Source organism: Pseudomonas sp. fls2-241-TYG-175 (assembly GCF_030209155.1).
GTDB lineage: Bacteria > Pseudomonadota > Gammaproteobacteria > Pseudomonadales > Pseudomonadaceae > Aquipseudomonas > Aquipseudomonas viridiflava.
On the sequence record NZ_JARVSO010000049.1, the window covers coordinates 13,753 to 29,608 of the forward strand.

The window sequence follows — 15,856 nt, forward strand, 5'->3', positions numbered from 1 at the left end:
TCGGTTCTCCAGTCGTTCGGGAAAGCGGTCCAATGACCCTGCAAGTGCAGTCAGCCGTTTCGCTCAAGCCCTTCAACACCTTTGGCGTTGATGTTCAGGCAAAACTCTTTGCCGAGGCGCACAGCGACGATGATGTACGGGAGGCCCTTGCCTATTCGGCCGAGCACGACGTGCCGCTGCTGGTCGTTGGTGGTGGCAGTAACCTGCTGCTCAGCGGTGACATTCCTGCATTGGTATTGCGCATGGCCAGTCGCGGCATTCGTATCGTGCGTGAGGACTGCGCTGAAGCCATTGTCGAGGCGGAGGCGGGCGAACCGTGGCATCCCTTCGTCCAGGCCAGTTTGAAGATGGGGCTTTCCGGGCTTGAAAATCTGAGTCTGATTCCGGGTACGGTTGGCGCAGCGCCGATGCAGAACATCGGAGCCTACGGCGTCGAGATCAAGGACGTGTTTCATGGTCTGACTGCGCTGGACCGGGAAACTGGCGAGCTACGTGAGTTCTCGCTGGAAGACTGTGCATTCGATTATCGCGACAGCGTGTTCAAGCATGAAGTAGGTCGCTGGCTGATCCTGCGTGTGCGCTTCAGGCTCACGTGGGAATCGAAACTGCATCTGGAATACGGTCCGGTTCGTCAACGTCTGGACGAGATGGGTGTGAAGCAGCCGACGCCTTTTGATGTCAGCCGGGCGATCTGTTCGATTCGCAGTGAAAAACTGCCGGACCCTGCGGTGTTAGGCAACGCAGGCAGTTTCTTCAAGAACCCGGTTGTGTCCGCCGAATCCTTCGCTGCGATCAGGCATGAGCATCCGGGCGTGGTCGGTTACCCACAGGCCGATACCCGAGTGAAGCTGGCAGCCGGCTGGTTGATCGAGCAGGCAGGGTGGAAGGGCTTTCGTGACGGCGATGCGGGCGTGCATGCGCTTCAGTCGCTGGTGCTGGTCAATTACGGACAGGCAACTGGTCTGCAGCTGTTGAGTCTGGCACGTCGCATTCAGGCTGACATTGCAGAGCGGTTCAATGTCGAGCTGGAGATGGAGCCGAATCTGTACTGAGCTTCGTTCCTGAAGTCAGCAGGTGATCAGGCCAGTCGTTAATCCACTCAAATCGCAGGCATAAAAAAGCCCTGCCTGTTTACACAGGCAGGGCTTTTTCATGGGCCGGGTTTAGACGAGGGGTTTAGGCTCGGTTTCTTTCTCGGCATGTTGCTGCTCGGCATGTTCCTCGGTGCTCAGCGCAGGCTGGACCGATTCTGCTTCAGCGACAACAGGTGCAGGCTCCGAAGCAACCGGTGCAGCAGAGGCGGCCTGTTCGGCTTCCTTCTGACGGCGGGCTTCTTCTTCGCGCTTGCGGCGACGAACTTCACGAGGATCGTTCGGCGCGCGACCCGTGCTGCTGACCGGCAGGGCCGGTGCTTCAACAGCTGCTGGTTCCTGAGCTTCCTGCACGGCGGGTGCTTCTTCAACAGCCGGTGCCTGAGGTGCGAAGTAAGGAGCAGGCTCTTCCTTCACGAACGCAGGCTCTGCAACAGTAGCGGGTGCAGGTGTCGGCAGTTCCGAGGATTCAGTGGCTGGCACTTCTTCCTGAGCCTTGGCTTCGACCGGAGCTTGTGGCTCTGGTGTTGGCTCAGGCGTTGGCGTGAACGGTACGACGCGCTCTGCATGAGGGGCTTCGAACAGCTCGGTCTGCGCAGCGATGGCTGGCACTTCGGTCACTGTAGGTTGAACCTCGACTTCAGGCGCTGCTTCGGCCTTCGGTGTTTCGTCGGCAACTGGCGCTTCAACAGCAGGCTGCTCAACGGTCGGCTCTGCGGCTACCGGCGCTTGCTCGGTCGGGGCTTCAACAACGGTTGCGTCGACAGCTGGCGTTTCGACAGTGGCTGCTGGCTCTGCAGCGTCAGCCACAGGTGCCTCAACAATGCTGTTGGCACGTTCGGCCTGCTCGTGGGCCTGAGCCTCGGCAGGAGCGCTCATCACCGTGCCTGCAACGGCAGCAGCAGTAACGGCCAGACCGGCAGCGGCATCGGAGCCTTGCTCTTCTTCGTTGCCGTTCTCTTCCGAGCCTTCGATCACATTACCGTTGGCATCACGCTGACGCTCACGACGGTTGCTGCGGCGACGCTGACCACGGGAGCGGCGACGAGGGCGTTCGCCTTCGTTGCTGTCCTGGCTGTCATCATGAGCCTGTTCTTCGTTCAGCAGCACTTCTTCTTCGCTGGCCTCGACAACGGCCTGCTCGGTACGTGGCTGACGCTCTTCACGCGGTGCACGAGGCTGGCGTTCTTCACGTGGGGCGCGTTCAGGGCGCTCTTCACGGGCAATGTTGACGGCCGGTGCGGCCGCATCCAGCGGCTCACGCAGTTCGCGGACCGGACGCTCTTCACGACCTTCGCGAGGCTTGCGCTCACGTGAGGTGCGGGCCGGACGCTCTTCGCGGGCGGTCGTGGTCGGTGCTGCGTCATCACGGGCTTCGCGTGGGGCGCGGTCTTCACGAGGTGCGCGTTCTTCGCGTGGGGCACGTTCTTCACGAGGAGCACGCTCTTCGCGAGGGGCGCGTTCTGCACGCTCTTCACGTGGAGCGCGTTCTTCACGAGGCTTGCGCTCTTCGTCGCGACGATTGTTGCGGCCACGGCTCTGCTGACGGCCGTTACGACGCTCTTCGTTGCGGGCAGGGCGCTCGGTTGCAGCCGGTTTTTCGACCACTACCGGTGCGGCTGGCTCTTCCTTGGTTGCGAACAGGCTGACCAGAGATTTCACCAGACCCTTGAACAGGCTTGGCTCTGGAAGGGCAGGCGCTGGCGCTGCGGCAACGGCTTCCACAGGAACCGGGGCGTTGGCCCGGGCTGGAGCGGTCTTGACGGCTGCTTCCTGGCGAACCAGGGTGCGGGTCGCGGCAGCCAGCGGAGCGATTTCTTCCACTTCGGCAGCGGCAGCAGCGATCTCGTAGCTGGACTGGTTGTTGTGGGCTTCCGGGCTGTCATCACGCAGACGCTGAACTTCGAAGTGCGGCGTTTCGAGGTGATCGTTCGGCAGAATGATGATGCGGGCGCGGGTACGCAGTTCGATCTTGGTGATCGAGTTGCGCTTCTCGTTGAGCAGGAACGCTGCGACCGGGATCGGCACCTGGGCGCGTACTTCGGCAGTACGGTCTTTCAGGGCTTCTTCTTCGATCAGGCGCAGGATGGCCAGCGACAGCGACTCGACATCACGGATGATGCCGGTGCCGTTGCAGCGCGGGCAGACGATGCCGCTGCTTTCGCCAAGCGATGGACGCAGGCGCTGACGGGACATTTCCAACAGGCCGAAACGCGAGATACGACCGACCTGAACGCGGGCACGGTCGGCTTCCAGGCTTTCACGGACCTTCTCTTCCACGGCGCGCTGGTTCTTGGCCGGGGTCATGTCGATGAAGTCGATGACGATCAGGCCGCCGATGTCACGCAGGCGCAACTGACGGGCGATTTCTTCAGCCGCTTCGAGGTTGGTCTGCAGCGCGGTTTCTTCGATGTCGCTGCCTTTGGTGGCGCGCGCCGAGTTGATGTCGATGGACACCAGGGCTTCGGTCGGATCGATGACGATGGAGCCGCCGGAAGGCAGTTCGACGACGCGCTGGAAGGCGGTCTCGATCTGGCTTTCGATCTGGAAACGGTTGAACAGTGGAACGCTGTCTTCGTACAGCTTGATCTTGCTGGCGTACTGCGGCATCACCTGACGGATGAAGGTCAGGGCTTCTTCCTGGGCTTCGACGCTGTCGATGAGAACTTCACCGATGTCCTGGCGCAGGTAGTCGCGGATGGCGCGGATGATGACGTTGCTTTCCTGGTAGATCAGGAACGGCGCGGAGCGATCCAGGGACGCTTCCTTGATGGCGGTCCACAACTGCAACAGGTAGTCGAGGTCCCACTGCATCTCTTCGCTGCTGCGACCCAGGCCTGCGGTACGAACGATCAGGCCCATGTCGGCAGGAGCGATCAGACCGTTGAGTGCTTCACGCAGTTCGTTGCGCTCTTCGCCTTCGATACGGCGCGAAATGCCACCGGCACGCGGGTTGTTCGGCATCAGGACCAGATAACGGCCCGCCAGGCTGATGAAGGTGGTCAGGGCTGCGCCCTTGTTGCCACGCTCTTCTTTCTCGACCTGAACGATGACTTCCTGGCCTTCGCTCAGGACGTCCTTGATGTTGACGCGGCCTTCAGGGGCTTTCTTGAAGTACTCGCGGGAGATTTCCTTGAGGGGCAGGAAGCCGTGGCGCTCAGAGCCGAAATCGACAAAGGCAGCCTCGAGGCTGGGTTCGATACGAGTGATCCGGCCTTTATAGATGTTGGCCTTCTTCTGCTCGCGTGCACCTGACTCGATGTCCAGGTCGTAGAGGCGCTGGCCGTCTACCAGTGCAACACGCAACTCTTCGGGTTGAGTCGCGTTAATCAGCATTCTTTTCATGTAGTACCGTCGGTTTCCGGGCTGCCGGAAACGGCGTTCGGCACACACGACTTCTCACGGTCGGTGTCAGGGCACGTCAAGAGTGGTTGGACACTCCAGTGTCTAGCGATTTTCCTGCCCGGAATGGGGCAGGGCGTCGCGACGACGTTTCCTGCTTGCTGTGGTGACCTAGGACACCCTTTCAGCAAAAGCTTTGTCAGGAGGAGGAATCGACCATCGGTAGCGGACGAGATGAAGCGTCTAGAACAAGCCTTTTGCTACACAGTCCGATGGTTGTGCGTCTCCACCCTACACGTATCCCTGATAATTCGGGTGCTGCCGCGCGCAGAATCCGCAGCGGGTTGGCATTTACCGCGATCTTCGATAGGGAAGGTCGCGCATCATGGCTTTAGGCGTTGTTCCCGAAGCATTCGCTCGTAGCGTCTGGAAGCGACTGCACCTTGTGAACTGGCCGTGAATTATTAGCACTGAAGGCGAGCTGTCTGCTCAGCGATCTGGCGTGTTTCCGGCCTCATGTCACCCGCGCTTGTTACGTTTCCAGCATGCTGCGTTGTCACCGAAAGCCCCGTAGGACGGCCTCACGTCCTCGTGAATTGCGTTGGTCAGGGTCGGCTGTCAACCGTTTGTCCGCTGTCCGGCCGCTTTTGGCGGCGTTCGCGACTATAGCAGCAATCATTAAGTGCTTCAAATCCATAAAAAATTGTTATGATTTGCGCCATGACAAATATTGCCCCTCCAACCCCCGGCGTCCAGCTGGTAGAGGTTGCGCCGGAACTTGCCGGTCAACGCATCGATAATTTTCTGATCACTTATCTCAAGGGTGTGCCCAAGACCTTGATTTACCGCATTTTGCGCAAAGGCGAAGTGCGTGTGAACAAGGGGCGGATCAAGCCCGAGTACAAGTTGCAGGCAGGAGATATCGTCCGCATTCCCCCCGTGCGCGTGCCTGAGCGCGACGAGCCCGTGCCTGTTGCGCAGGCGTTGTTGCAGCGTCTGGAAGCGGCCATTGTCTACGAAGACAAGGCGCTCATCGTGCTCAACAAGCCGGCCGGTATTGCCGTGCATGGCGGCAGTGGTCTGAGCTTCGGTGTCATCGAAGCGTTCCGCCAGTTGCGTCCGGACGCCAAGGAGCTTGAGCTGGTCCACCGTCTGGATCGCGACACCTCCGGTCTGCTGATGATCGCCAAGAAGCGCAGCATGTTGCGTCACCTGCACGAGGCCTTGCGTGGCGACGGCGTGGACAAGCGCTACATGGCGCTGGTGCGTGGCAACTGGGCAACGTCCATCAAGCAGGTCCGTGCACCGTTGCTCAAGAGCAATCTGCGTTCCGGCGAGCGGATGGTCGAGGTCAACGAAGAGGGCAAGGAAGCGCTGACGATTTTCAAGGTGCTGCGTCGTTTCGGTGATTTTGCCACGATGGTCGAGGCCAAACCGGTAACCGGTCGAACCCACCAGATTCGTGTTCACACGCTGCATGCCGGTCACGCGATTGCCGGTGATACCAAATACGGCGACGAGGATTTCAGTCGTGAAATCCGCGATCTGGGTGGCAAGCGTCTGTTTCTGCACGCTTACATGCTGACCGTGCCGATGCCGGACGGCGACAAGCTTACCTTGCAGGCACCGGTAGACGAGATGTGGGCCAAGACAGTGGAGCGTTTGAGTGCGCCACTATGATCTGCTGATTTTCGACTGGGATGGCACGCTGGCAGATTCAATCGGACGCATTATTGAGTCCATGCGCACTGCCGCGATCGGTGGCGGTATGGAAGGGCGCGATGATGAGTCCATAAAGGGCATCATCGGTCTGGGTTTGCCCGAGGCAATCCGCACGCTCTATCCGTCGATCACGGCAAACGACCTGATCGACTTCCGCCAACGCTACGCCGACTGTTATATGGCGATGGATAACGTGCCTTCTCGATTATTCGAAGGTGTATCGGAGTCCATTCAGGCGTTTCGCGACGAGGGTTACCGTCTCGCGGTCGCTACGGGCAAGGCGCGTCGCGGGCTGGATCGCGTATTGAAGGCCAATGCCTGGCTGGATTTTTTCGATATCACCCGGGCTGCCGACGAAACGGCGAGCAAGCCCGATCCGTTGATGCTGCACGAGATCATGGCGCATTGTGATGTTGCGCCCGAGCGTTCGCTGATGATCGGGGACTCGTCCTTCGATCTGCAGATGGCACGCAATGCGGGTATGGATTCGGTGGCGGTGGGGTATGGTGCGCAATCGCTGGATTCGTTGCGTGCGTATGAGCCTCGTCTGGCCATCGAGCATTTTTCCGAACTGCGCACCTGGTTGAATCGGCGCAGCGTTTAATCATCGTTCCGGAGCAAGTTGAGCATGTCTGACGAATGGAAAGCGCCTGCCTCCCAGAGGGCGGATGGGCCTGTTGAAGACAGGGAAGAGGCGAAAAGCTGGAAGTTGCTGGAAAAAACCTTGTTGGCCAGTGTCCAGGAGCAGCGGCGTGCGCGTCGCTGGGGGATCTTTTTCAAGCTGCTGACCTTTGTGGTGCTGTTTACAGTGCTGATCGTTCCGATGCTGGACCTGAGCGGTGGTGCATCACGGCGCGCCAGTCACACGGCTGTGGTCGATGTGCAGGGCATGATCGCCGACAAGGAGCCTGCCAGCGCCGACAACATCATTACCGGGTTGCGTGCTGCGTTCGAGGATGCCAAGACCAAGGGCGTCATCCTGAATATCAACAGCCCTGGCGGCAGTCCGGTGCAGTCCGGTTATGTGTACGACGAGATTCGTCGCCTGCGCGCGCAGAAGCCTGACATCAAGGTCTATGCCGTGATCAGTGATCTGGGCGCCTCGGGTGCCTATTACATCGCCAGTGCTGCCGATCAGATCTACGCCGACAAGGCCAGTCTGGTGGGTTCCATTGGTGTCACGGCAGCCGGTTTCGGCTTCGTTGGCGTGATGGAAAAGCTGGGTGTCGATCGTCGGACCTACACGTCCGGCGAGCACAAGGCCTTCCTTGATCCGTTCCAGCCGCAGAAAGCGGACGAAACGCAGTTCTGGCAGGGTGTGCTGGACACGACGCACCGGCAGTTCATTGCCAGCGTCAAGCAGGGTCGTGGCGAGCGCCTGAAGGATAAGGATCACCCGGAGTTGTTCTCCGGGCTGGTCTGGACTGGCGAGCAGGCGGTTCCGCTGGGTCTGGTGGACGGTCTGGGCAGCGCGGCTTATGTGGCGCGTGAGGTGATCGGCGAGAAAGACATGGTCGATTACACCGTTGAAGAGTCGCCTTTTGACCGTTTCTCCAAAAAGCTGGGCACCAGCATTGCCGAGCGGCTTGCGATGCTGGCGGGCTTCAATGGTCCGACACTGCGTTGAGCGCACGCCGGATATGAAAAGACCCGACAGCTGTCGGGTTTTTTCATGGTGGGTCAGGGGATGGAGATCCCTTCCTTTATTAGCATGTCCACCAGACGGATCAGCGGCAGGCCGATCAGGCTGGTGGCGTCAGTGCCTTCGGTGCTGCGGAACAGGCTCACGCCCAGGCCCTCGGCCTTGAAGCTGCCTGCGCAATCGAAAGGCTGCTCTGCGTGCAGGTAGCGCTCGATGCTTGCGGTGTCGAGGTCGCGCATGTGCACGGTAAAGGGAACGCAGTCCACCTGGCAGACGCCGGTCCGGCTGTTGAGCAGGGCCAGGCCGGTCAGGAAGGTCACGCGTTTGCCGCTGGCAGCCGACAGTTGTTCCAGCGCGCCTTCGAACGTGTGGGGCTTGCCGAGTATCCGGTCGCCGAGCACGGCTACCTGATCCGAACCTATTATCAGATGGTCGCAATGTTCGCTGGCAAGCGCCTGCGCCTTATTCTGTGCAAGGCGCAGTACGAGCTCCAGACCGGGTTCGCCGGGGCGTCTGCTTTCGTCGACATCGGGTGATTTGCAGGTGAACGGCAGGCGCAGTCGGGCCAGCAGTTCGCGACGGTAGACCGAGCTGGAAGCTAGAAGCAGGGAAGGCATGCGATTCTCCGTGAACTGAGCGCAGATTCTAATGATCCATAAGAGATGCGAACAGACCTGAATTTCCTTTGACATGCCAAGGGGGCATCCCTAGAATGCTGCGCCTATGTTGAATGACCCGATTCCACCTCACGTTGACCCGCGCAAATTGGCTGATCGCGGCACTACCCTTCAGGGTGAAGTGCTGCTGGCCGATTTGGAGAGACTCTGCGACCCGCTTGCCGACAATGTCGGTACGGTGCAGGCCAAATTCATTTTCGAGCGTGACGAACGCCGTTCGGTGGTTATCCACAGTGCGATAGACGTCTCGGTCAAGATGGTTTGCCAGCGTTGTCTTGAGCTGGTCACCCTGCCGATCCACAGCGAGTGCAGTTACGCTGTGGTGAAGGAGGGTGCGAATACCCAGTCGTTACCGAAAGGTTATGACGTGCTGGAACTGGGCGAAGATCCTTTGGATCTGCTGGCACTGATCGAGGAGGAGCTTTTGCTCGCCTTGCCCATCGTGCCTGCTCATCATCCGGAAGAATGCCAGCAACCGGCGGGTCTCGATGAGCCCGAACCGAGCGTGGACGAGGTGACACGGTCCAACCCGTTCAGTGTATTGGCGCAGTTAAAGCGTGACCCAAACGTTTAGGAGTTAATCAATTATGGCTGTTCAGCAGAACAAAAAATCCCGCTCTGCCCGTGACATGCGTCGTTCGCACGACGCTCTTGAGGCAAGCACTCTGTCGGTAGAAAAGACCACTGGTGAAATTCACCTGCGTCACCACGTATCGCCAGAAGGCGTATACCGTGGTCGTAAAGTGATCGACAAGGGCGCTGACGAGTAATTTCTTGTCCGCTCCGATCATTGCGATCGACGCAATGGGCGGGGACTTCGGTCCCCGCAACATTGTTAAGGCAAGCCTCGCGTGCCTGACTGCTACGCCCTCGCTTCATCTGGCCCTTGTCGGCCAAACACCCCTTATTGAAGAACTGATTGCCCGCCATTCCGGTGTAGATCGCTCGCGCCTGCAAATCGTCAATGCCAGCGAAGTCGTTGCGATGGACGAGCGTCCGTCACAGGCACTGCGTGGCAAACCTGACTCGTCGATGCGTGTTGCGCTTGAGCTGGTCGCCAGTGGCAAGGCCCAGGCATGCGTCAGTGCGGGCAATACGGGAGCCCTGATGGCGCTGTCACGTTTCGTGCTCAAGACGTTGCCGGGTATTGACCGCCCGGCGATGATTGCCGCCATCCCGACACGCACAGGCTATTGTCAGTTGCTGGATCTGGGCGCCAACGTCGATTGCAGTGCCGAGGCGCTGTATCAGTTCGCGGTCATGGGCTCCGTGATGGCCGAGACGCTGGGGGTCGCAAGACCGAAAGTGGCGTTGCTGAATGTCGGCACCGAAGACATCAAGGGCAATCAGCAGGTCAAGCAGGCGGCAGCCCTGCTGCAGGCGGCGCCGGGTCTCAATTACATCGGCTATGTGGAAGGTGACGGCTTGTACAGGGGCGAGGCTGATGTGGTGGTGTGCGACGGTTTTGTCGGAAATGTCCTGCTCAAGTCCAGCGAAGGCCTGGCGGCAATGATCGCCGCCCGGATCGAGATGCTGTTCAAGCGCAATCTGTTGACCCGTGCGGTAGGCGGTCTGGCGTTGCCGATGTTGAAGCGTCTGCAGGCTGATCTGGCACCGGCCCGCCATAATGGCGCGAGTCTGCTGGGTCTGCAGGGTATCGTTGTGAAAAGTCACGGCTCGGCAAGCGTTCAAGGCTTCCAGAGTGCGATTCAGCGCGCGTTGATCGAGACTCGGGAGAATCAGCCGGAGCGCCTACGCGGGCGGCTCGAAGCGATGCTGCAGAACGGCCAGTCGTGAAAATGTGACGCATCCGACTGCTCGGTCATCCAAACCGGCAGTCGGGTAAATTTGAACACCCATGTTTGAATACACGTGTTCGGTTCGTCCGAATGCCTATTTCAGCCACAACACTTCAGAGGCTTGTTAAATGTCTGCATCCCTCGCATTCGTATTTCCGGGTCAAGGATCGCAATCGCTGGGCATGCTTGCCGGGCTGGCTGAGCAGCATCCATTGATCCACGATACTTTTGGACAGGCGTCCGACGCGCTGGGCTATGACCTGTGGGCGCTGACCCAGAGCGGTCCTGCCGAATTGCTCAATCAGACTGACAAGACCCAACCTGCCATCCTGACCGCCTCGGTTGCGCTGTGGCATGTCTGGCTGGCTGAAGGCGGCGCTGTTCCTGCATTTGTTGCAGGTCACAGCCTGGGTGAATACAGCGCTCTGGTCGCTGCGCAGAGCCTGAGCCTGGAAGACGCGGTCAGACTCGTCGAGCGCCGTGGTCAGTTGATGCAGGAAGCCGTTCCGGCCGGTCAGGGCGGCATGGCCGCAATTCTGGGTCTGGACGACGCCGATGTCATCGCTGCCTGTGCCGAAGCGGCTCAGGGTGAAGTGGTCAGCGCAGTGAACTTCAACTCGCCGGGTCAGGTGGTCATCGCCGGTTCTGCCGAGGCCGTCAAGCGTGCGATGGAGCTGTGCAAGGCGCGGGGTGCCAAGCGCGCTCTGCCATTGCCGGTCAGCGTTCCTTCGCACTGCGAGCTGATGCGCCCGGCTGCCGAGCGTTTCGCCGAATCCGTTGAAGCCATCGAGTGGCAGGCGCCGGAAATCGCTCTGGTGCAGAATGTCAGCGCCAGCGCAGTCAGTGATCTGGCGACGCTCAAGCGCGACCTGCTCGAACAGTTGTACAAGCCTGTGCGCTGGGTGGAATCCATCCAGTGTCTGGCAAGCCGTGGGGCTACCCAGCTGGTGGAATGTGGGCCGGGCAAGGTGCTTGCCGGTCTGAACAAGCGTTGCGCCGAGGGCGTGACTACTTACAACCTGGATACCCCAGACGCCTTTGCCGCCGCGCGTGCGGCACTGGTCTGATTAGGAGAAGCCTGCATGAGCCTGCAAGGTAAAGTTGCACTGGTGACCGGTGCCAGTCGTGGTATTGGTCAAGCTATCGCCCTGGAGTTGGGCCGCAATGGTGCTGTGGTCGTGGGTACCGCGACGTCCGAGTCCGGTGCCGAGCGTATCAGCGCGGCATTCAAGGAAGCCGGCATCGAAGGTTTCGGCCTGATGCTGGATGTGTGCAGCGCCGAATCCGTCGATTCCGCGCTGTCGACCATTCAGGCGCGCGTTGGCGCACCGTTGATCCTCGTCAATAACGCTGGCATCACACGTGACAATCTGATGATGCGCATGAAAGATGACGAATGGTACGACGTGGTCAATACCAACCTGAACAGCCTGTTCCGGCTTTCCAAGGGTGTTTTGCGCGGTATGACCAAGGCTCGCTGGGGCCGTATCATCAGCATCGGCTCCGTAGTGGGTGCCATGGGCAACGCCGGTCAAGTAAACTATGCTTCCGCGAAGGCAGGGCTGGAAGGTTTCAGCCGTGCTCTTGCCCGTGAAGTGGGTTCGCGTGCAGTGACCGTGAACTCGGTGGCGCCAGGTTTCATTGATACCGACATGACGCGTGAATTGCCTGAAGCACAGCGTGAAGCGTTGCTGACCCAGATTCCTCTGGGCCGTCTGGGACAGGCGCAGGAAATCGCCAATGTGGTGTCTTTCCTCGCTTCCGAGGGCGCAGGCTACGTGACCGGGGCGACAATCCCGGTCAACGGCGGCATGTACATGAGCTGAATGTGACGATCTGTTTCAAAAAAATGTCATAAGATCTGTCTAAAATCCGTTATAAAGCTGCAATCTATAAATGGGCAGAAGGGCGATGGGGCAAAGGCGGAGAGCGTTACGCTTGAAAAACGTAAAACCTCTTCTATACACTTACCCTCTGGCCAGATGCCTGAATATTTCCACTAGGAGTTAAAACTAGGTATGAGCACCATCGAAGAGCGCGTCAAGAAAATCGTTGCCGAGCAACTTGGCGTCAAGGAAGAAGAGGTTGTCAACACTGCTTCTTTCGTTGAAGACCTGGGCGCTGACTCCCTGGACACCGTTGAGCTGGTAATGGCTCTGGAAGAGGAATTCGAGACCGAAATCCCTGACGAAGAAGCGGAAAAGATCACTACCGTTCAAGCTGCTATCGATTACGTCAACAGCCACCAGGCTTAAGATTCGTAATCGCTGCTTGCTGCACGGGAAAACCGCACTGCTTTAAACGGCGTGCGGTTTTTTCTTTAAAAAACGTTGTGATGTTCCGTTAACAAGAGAGAAGGAGAGTCCTGTGTCGCGTAGACGCGTCGTGGTCACCGGGATGGGCATGCTCACGCCACTGGGTAATGATGTGCCCAGCAGTTGGCAAGGCATTCTGGCGGGCCGCAGTGGCATTGGCCTTATCGAGCACACGGATCTGTCTGCCTTCACCACCCGTTTCGGCGGTTCGGTCAAGGGATTCAACGTGGAAGAATACCTGGCACCCAAAGAGGCGCGCCGGCTCGATCTCTTCATTCAGTACGGACTTGCGGCCAGCTTTCAGGCTGTGCGCAATGCGGGTCTTGAAGTCACCGACGCAAATCGCGAGCGCATCGGCGTTGCCATGGGTTCGGGGATCGGTGGTCTGACCAACATCGAGAACAGCAGTCGTCTGCTGCACGATCAGGGGCCGGGGCGGATTTCTCCGTTTTTTGTACCGGGCTCGATCATCAACATGATTTCCGGTTTCCTGTCCATCCATCTGGGCGCACAGGGACCCAATTACGCCATCGCGACCGCCTGCACCACGGCGACTCACTGCATTGGCATGGCGGCACGCAACATTGCCTACGACGAAGCTGACGTCATGATTGCAGGTGGCGCCGAAATGGCAGCCTGTGGTCTTGGTCTGGGCGGCTTCGGTGCGGCGCGTGCGCTGTCGACCCGCAATGACGATCCGGCCCGTGCCAGTCGTCCGTGGGACAAGGGCCGTGATGGCTTCGTCCTGTCCGACGGTGCCGGTGCGATGGTTCTCGAAGAACTCGAGCACGCCAAGGCACGTGGCGCAACCATCTACGCCGAGCTGGTCGGTTTCGGCATGAGCGGTGATGCGTTCCACATGACTTCACCGCCGGACGACGGCGCCGGTGCTGCACGCTGCGTGGTCAATGCCTTGCGCGACGCCAAGGTCAACCCCGAGCAAGTGCACTACATCAATGCTCATGGTACCTCGACGCCTGCTGGTGACCTGGCCGAAGCGTCCGCGATCAAGAGTGTGTTCGGCGACCATGCCTACAAGCTTGCGGTCAGCTCCACCAAGTCGATGACAGGCCACCTTCTGGGTGCTGCCGGTGCTGTCGAAGCCATCTTCAGTGTGCTGGCGCTGGTTGATCAGGTCGCGCCGCCGACCATCAACCTGGACGAGCCGAGCGAAGGCTGTGATCTGGACTTCGTGCCTCATGAAGCACGTCGGATGCCGATCGACGTCGTTCTGTCGAACTCCTTCGGGTTTGGCGGCACCAATGGCTCGCTGGTGTTCCGCCGGTTTACCGAGTAATGCTCAGTTGGATCGACGGCTGCCTGGCCGACTCTGTGTCCCTCAAGGACAGGGGGCTGGCCTACGGCGACGGGGTTTTTGAAACCGTCGCAGTGAAATCAGGGCAACCGCTGCTGTTCGAACGCCATTTGCAGCGCCTTGAAACAGCCTGTCAGCGCCTGTCGATTCCGATTGATCAGGCGCTGGTTCGTTCCGAGATGACCCGCTTCGCTGCCCAGCTTGGCGAGGGCGTCATGAAGCTGATCCTGACCCGTGGCGACAGCCAGCGCGGGTATGGTCCCGCTCCGGACTCTCGCTCGCGTCGAATCCTGCAGGGTGGTCCTTCACCCTTGTACCCGGCATCCCATGCCGAGCAGGGCGTACGCCTGTTTCCCTGCAAGACCCGTCTGGCTGAACAGCCGTTGTTGGCGGGTCTCAAGCACCTGAATCGTCTGGAGCAGGTCCTCGCACGTTCGGAGTGGCAGGATAGCGAGCATGCCGAAGGGTTGATGTGCGATACCTCGGGTCGTCTGATCGAAGGCGTGTACAGCAATGTGTTCCTGGTCTCGAAGGGACGCCTGTTGACCGCGGACCTGACCCGGTGCGGCGTGGCCGGCGTGATGCGTGCCGAATTGCTGCATCAGGCACCAATGCTGGGTATCGATGTCGATATCCGGGATCTGAGCGCATCCGATCTTGCGCAGGCGGACGAAGTCTTTCTGTGCAACAGCGTCTATGGCATCTGGCCGGTCCGCGCCTTTGAACACCTCGGCTGGCCGGTTGGCCCGCTCACCCGTAAACTGCAAGGCATCGCTTGCAGCCTTCTGGATATCTGATACGTGATCCGAAAAATATTGGTGTTGCTGGAAACCGCACTCGTCCTGGCAGGCCTGGCGCTGGGTTTCGCGTTCTGGCAGCAGTATCAGGCGCTGCACCAGCCTCTTGAGATTACTCAGGAACAACTGTTGGACGTGCCGGCCGGTTCGACACCCACCGGCGTTCTCAATCGCCTGCAGACCGAGGGCGTCATCAAGGATGCCTTCTGGCTGCGTCTGTACTGGCGCTTCAATCTGTCCGGTCAGGCGCTGCACAGTGGTGAATACCGCATGGTGCCGGGGATGGACGTCGATGCCTTGTTCGGCGTCTGGAAGCGCAAGGAAGTGGTGCAATACAGCCTGACGCTGGTCGAAGGCTGGAATTTCCGGCAGGTCCGCGCGGCGCTGGCCAAGCAGGCCAAGCTTGATCAGACGCTGGCGGGCCTCAGCGATGCCGAACTGATGACGAAAATCGGCCATCCGGACGTATTTCCCGAAGGGCGCTTCTTTCCGGACACCTACCGCTATGTTCGCGGCATGACCGATGCCGAAGTGCTCAAGCAGGCCTATGCCCGTCTGGAAGAGGTACTGGACGAGGAATGGGCAGCGAGAGCGGCCGACGCGCCCTATGCCGATCCGTATCAGGCGCTGATCATGGCGTCGCTGGTCGAGAAGGAAACCGGTGTGCCTCAGGAGCGCGGGCAGATTGCCGGCGTATTCGTACGCCGCCTGAAGCTGGGCATGCAGTTGCAGACCGATCCGACCGTGATCTACGGCATGGGCGAGCGTTACAACGGCAAACTGACCCGGGCCGACCTCAAGCAGGCCACGCCCTACAATACCTACGTGATTGCCGGGATGCCGCCAACGCCCATTTCGCTGGTAGGGCGCGAAGCGATTCATGCTGCGCTCAATCCGGTATCGGGCGACAGCCTGTACTTCGTGGCCAAGGGTGACGGCAGCCACGTATTTTCCAATGATCTGGATGCTCACAACGCCGCAGTGCGTGAATACCAGATCAAACGACGCGCGGATTATCGATCCAGCCCTGCACCGGTGTCGGCACCGACCCCCAGCGCCTCACCCGAACCTGATTCGAACGCTTCCGAGCCTGTATCCGGGGATGTCCCGGACGCCCCGCAAGGCGAGCCTGCTTCGCAATGAATATGACTAAGGA

General features: G+C 59.7%; 15 protein-coding genes. 13 read left to right on the top strand and 2 right to left on the bottom strand.

Features of this window, described 5'->3' with window-relative positions:
- Positions 1–32 precede the first annotated feature (32 nt).
- Entirely contained in the window at positions 33–1,052 is a 1,020-nt protein-coding gene (gene murB / locus QRN20_RS24835) for a UDP-N-acetylmuramate dehydrogenase (RefSeq protein ID WP_088235732.1), read from the top strand.
- Between the two features lie 111 nt (positions 1,053–1,163).
- Here murB and rne read toward each other — a convergent pair whose 3' ends face one another.
- On the bottom strand, positions 1,164–4,427 hold the full coding sequence (gene rne, locus QRN20_RS24840; RefSeq protein WP_191626827.1) for a ribonuclease E: 3,264 nt from the start codon (positions 4,425–4,427) through the stop codon (positions 1,164–1,166).
- Between the two features lie 726 nt (positions 4,428–5,153).
- Between rne and rluC the strand changes: the two genes are divergently transcribed.
- From rluC to QRN20_RS24855, 3 genes are read left to right on the top strand one after another with little or no spacing between them, the layout of a single operon-like run.
- Positions 5,154–6,113, top strand: coding sequence for a 23S rRNA pseudouridine(955/2504/2580) synthase RluC (gene rluC, locus QRN20_RS24845; RefSeq protein WP_004884593.1), 960 nt, complete (start codon positions 5,154–5,156; stop codon positions 6,111–6,113).
- Positions 6,100–6,759: an HAD-IIIA family hydrolase gene (locus QRN20_RS24850; RefSeq protein ID WP_029241216.1), complete on the top strand. Its 660-nt coding sequence runs from the start codon at positions 6,100–6,102 to the stop codon at positions 6,757–6,759. Before rluC ends, QRN20_RS24850 begins: the two co-directional genes overlap by 14 nt.
- Positions 6,760–6,783: 24 nt before the next feature.
- A complete protein-coding gene (locus tag QRN20_RS24855; protein WP_025994096.1) occupies positions 6,784–7,782 on the top strand; it encodes a S49 family peptidase in 999 nt (332 codons plus the stop codon).
- A gap of 53 nt (positions 7,783–7,835) precedes the next feature.
- On the opposite strand, the gene QRN20_RS24860 is transcribed toward QRN20_RS24855, so the two are convergent.
- The gene (locus QRN20_RS24860; protein WP_285361467.1) at positions 7,836–8,414 is read right to left on the bottom strand and encodes a Maf family protein; all 579 of its coding nucleotides are present in this window, start codon (positions 8,412–8,414) and stop codon (positions 7,836–7,838) included.
- A 106-nt stretch (positions 8,415–8,520) separates the two neighbouring features.
- On the opposite strand from QRN20_RS24860, the gene QRN20_RS24865 reads away from it, so the two are divergent.
- The 9 genes from QRN20_RS24865 to mltG all read left to right on the top strand — a co-directional run bounded on the left by QRN20_RS24865 (position 8,521) and on the right by mltG (position 15,843).
- Positions 8,521–9,048: a YceD family protein gene (locus tag QRN20_RS24865; RefSeq protein WP_004884585.1), complete on the top strand. Its 528-nt coding sequence runs from the start codon at positions 8,521–8,523 to the stop codon at positions 9,046–9,048.
- Between the two features lie 13 nt (positions 9,049–9,061).
- On the top strand, positions 9,062–9,244 hold the full coding sequence (gene rpmF, locus QRN20_RS24870; protein ID WP_002552688.1) for a 50S ribosomal protein L32: 183 nt from the start codon (positions 9,062–9,064) through the stop codon (positions 9,242–9,244).
- A 4-nt stretch (positions 9,245–9,248) separates the two neighbouring features.
- Entirely contained in the window at positions 9,249–10,271 is a 1,023-nt protein-coding gene (gene plsX, locus QRN20_RS24875) for a phosphate acyltransferase PlsX (protein WP_122429327.1), read from the top strand.
- Between the two features lie 130 nt (positions 10,272–10,401).
- Positions 10,402–11,340 carry an ACP S-malonyltransferase gene (gene fabD / locus QRN20_RS24880; RefSeq protein ID WP_122415060.1) on the top strand — a complete coding sequence of 313 codons (939 nt, stop codon included), beginning with the start codon at positions 10,402–10,404 and terminating at the stop codon, positions 11,338–11,340.
- Between the two features lie 15 nt (positions 11,341–11,355).
- A complete protein-coding gene (gene fabG, locus QRN20_RS24885) occupies positions 11,356–12,099 on the top strand; it encodes a 3-oxoacyl-ACP reductase FabG (protein ID WP_122415059.1) in 744 nt (247 codons plus the stop codon).
- A 192-nt stretch (positions 12,100–12,291) separates the two neighbouring features.
- Complete coding sequence (acpP, locus tag QRN20_RS24890; protein ID WP_004884578.1) at positions 12,292–12,528, top strand: acyl carrier protein; 237 nt, start codon at positions 12,292–12,294, stop codon at positions 12,526–12,528.
- Between the two features lie 112 nt (positions 12,529–12,640).
- Positions 12,641–13,885 (top strand): beta-ketoacyl-ACP synthase II, encoded by a 1,245-nt coding sequence (gene fabF / locus QRN20_RS24895; protein WP_029241219.1) that lies wholly within the window; start codon positions 12,641–12,643, stop codon positions 13,883–13,885.
- The gene (gene pabC / locus QRN20_RS24900) at positions 13,885–14,700 is read left to right on the top strand and encodes an aminodeoxychorismate lyase (RefSeq protein WP_004884575.1); all 816 of its coding nucleotides are present in this window, start codon (positions 13,885–13,887) and stop codon (positions 14,698–14,700) included. Before fabF ends, pabC begins: the two co-directional genes overlap by 1 nt.
- Before the next feature lie 3 nt (positions 14,701–14,703).
- Positions 14,704–15,843, top strand: coding sequence for an endolytic transglycosylase MltG (gene mltG / locus QRN20_RS24905; protein ID WP_122429328.1), 1,140 nt, complete (start codon positions 14,704–14,706; stop codon positions 15,841–15,843).
- The last annotated feature ends 13 nt before the right edge of the window (positions 15,844–15,856 follow it).

Excerpts from the sequence above, each read along its gene's own strand:
- murB (WP_088235732.1), top strand. The coding sequence starts at position 33 with ATGACCCTGCAAGTGCAGTCAGCCGTTTCGCTCAAGCCCTTCAACACC.
- rne (WP_191626827.1), bottom strand. The coding sequence starts at position 4,427 with ATGCTGATTAACGCGACTCAACCCGAAGAGTTGCGTGTTGCACTGGTA.
- rluC (WP_004884593.1), top strand. The coding sequence starts at position 5,154 with ATGACAAATATTGCCCCTCCAACCCCCGGCGTCCAGCTGGTAGAGGTT.
- QRN20_RS24855 (WP_025994096.1), top strand. The coding sequence starts at position 6,784 with ATGTCTGACGAATGGAAAGCGCCTGCCTCCCAGAGGGCGGATGGGCCT.
- QRN20_RS24860 (WP_285361467.1), bottom strand. The coding sequence starts at position 8,414 with ATGCCTTCCCTGCTTCTAGCTTCCAGCTCGGTCTACCGTCGCGAACTG.
- QRN20_RS24865 (WP_004884585.1), top strand. The coding sequence starts at position 8,521 with ATGTTGAATGACCCGATTCCACCTCACGTTGACCCGCGCAAATTGGCT.
- rpmF (WP_002552688.1), top strand. The coding sequence starts at position 9,062 with ATGGCTGTTCAGCAGAACAAAAAATCCCGCTCTGCCCGTGACATGCGT.
- fabD (WP_122415060.1), top strand. The coding sequence starts at position 10,402 with ATGTCTGCATCCCTCGCATTCGTATTTCCGGGTCAAGGATCGCAATCG.
- fabG (WP_122415059.1), top strand. The coding sequence starts at position 11,356 with ATGAGCCTGCAAGGTAAAGTTGCACTGGTGACCGGTGCCAGTCGTGGT.
- acpP (WP_004884578.1), top strand. The coding sequence starts at position 12,292 with ATGAGCACCATCGAAGAGCGCGTCAAGAAAATCGTTGCCGAGCAACTT.
- pabC (WP_004884575.1), top strand. The coding sequence starts at position 13,885 with ATGCTCAGTTGGATCGACGGCTGCCTGGCCGACTCTGTGTCCCTCAAG.